The sequence below is a fragment of the Parasutterella secunda genome, from assembly GCF_016901835.1.
Classification (GTDB): Bacteria; Pseudomonadota; Gammaproteobacteria; order Burkholderiales; family Burkholderiaceae_F; genus Aphodousia; species Aphodousia faecavium.
The window spans coordinates 1-1,177 of record NZ_JACJKX010000039.1; the positions used below are offsets into that span (position 1 = coordinate 1).

Here is a 1,177-nt window from a genome sequence, read left to right on the forward strand (position 1 = left end):
TTTGAACGCACCAAGCCCCACGTGAACGTGGGCACGATCGGTCACGTCGACCATGGTAAGACGACGTTGACGGCTGCAATTACGACGGTATTGGCCGCCAAGTTCGGTGGTGAAGCCCGTGCATATGACCAAATTGACGCGGCTCCGGAAGAAAAGGCCCGTGGTATTACGATTAACACGGCTCACGTGGAATACGAAACGGAACATCGTCACTATGCACACGTTGACTGCCCGGGGCACGCTGACTATGTGAAGAACATGATCACGGGTGCTGCTCAGATGGACGGTGCCATCTTGGTTGTGTCTGCTGCTGACGGTCCGATGCCGCAAACGCGTGAACACATCTTGTTGGCTCGCCAAGTGGGCGTTCCGTACATCATCGTGTACTTGAACAAGTGCGACATGGTGGACGATGCTGAATTGCTCGAACTCGTGGAAATGGAAGTTCGCGATTTGTTGAGCAACTACAACTTCCCGGGCGACGAAATTCCGATCGTGAAGGGTTCTGCCAAGTTGGCTTTGGAAGGCGACCAATCCGAAATCGGTGTGCCGTCTATCTTGAAGTTGGCTGACACGATGGATGCTTACATCCCGACGCCGGTTCGTGACGTTGACCATCCGTTCTTGATGCCTGTTGAAGACGTGTTCTCGATCTCCGGTCGTGGTACGGTGGTGACGGGCCGTGTGGAACGCGGTGTGTTGAAGGTTGGTGACGAAATCGAAATCGTTGGTATTCGTCCGACGCAAAAGACGACCTGCACGGGCGTGGAAATGTTCCGCAAGTTGCTCGACCAAGGTCAAGCTGGTGACAACATTGGTGTGTTGTTGCGTGGTACGAAGCGTGAAGAAGTGGAACGTGGTCAAGTGTTGGCTAAGCCGGGCACGATCACGCCGCACACGAAGTTCACGGCTGAAGTGTACGTGTTGAGCAAGGACGAAGGTGGTCGTCACACGCCGTTCTTCAAGGGCTATCGTCCGCAGTTCTACTTCCGCACGACGGACGTGACGGGTACGATTGAATTGCCGGAAGGCGTGGAAATGGTGATGCCTGGCGACAACATCACGATGACGGTTCAATTGATCAGCCCGATCGCCATGAACGAAGGCTTGCGTTTCGCTGTTCGTGAAGGTGGTCGTACGGTTGGCGCCGGTGTGGTGGCCAAGATCATCGAATAAT

The 1,177-nt window shown here is 54.6% G+C and carries 1 protein-coding gene; it reads left to right on the forward strand.

From position 1 onward, the window contains the following. On the forward strand, window positions 1-1,176 hold a 1,176-nt coding region (tuf, locus tag H5985_RS09225; protein ID WP_205051017.1), incomplete at its 5' end, for an elongation factor Tu. Window position 1,177: the final 1 nt, after the last annotated feature.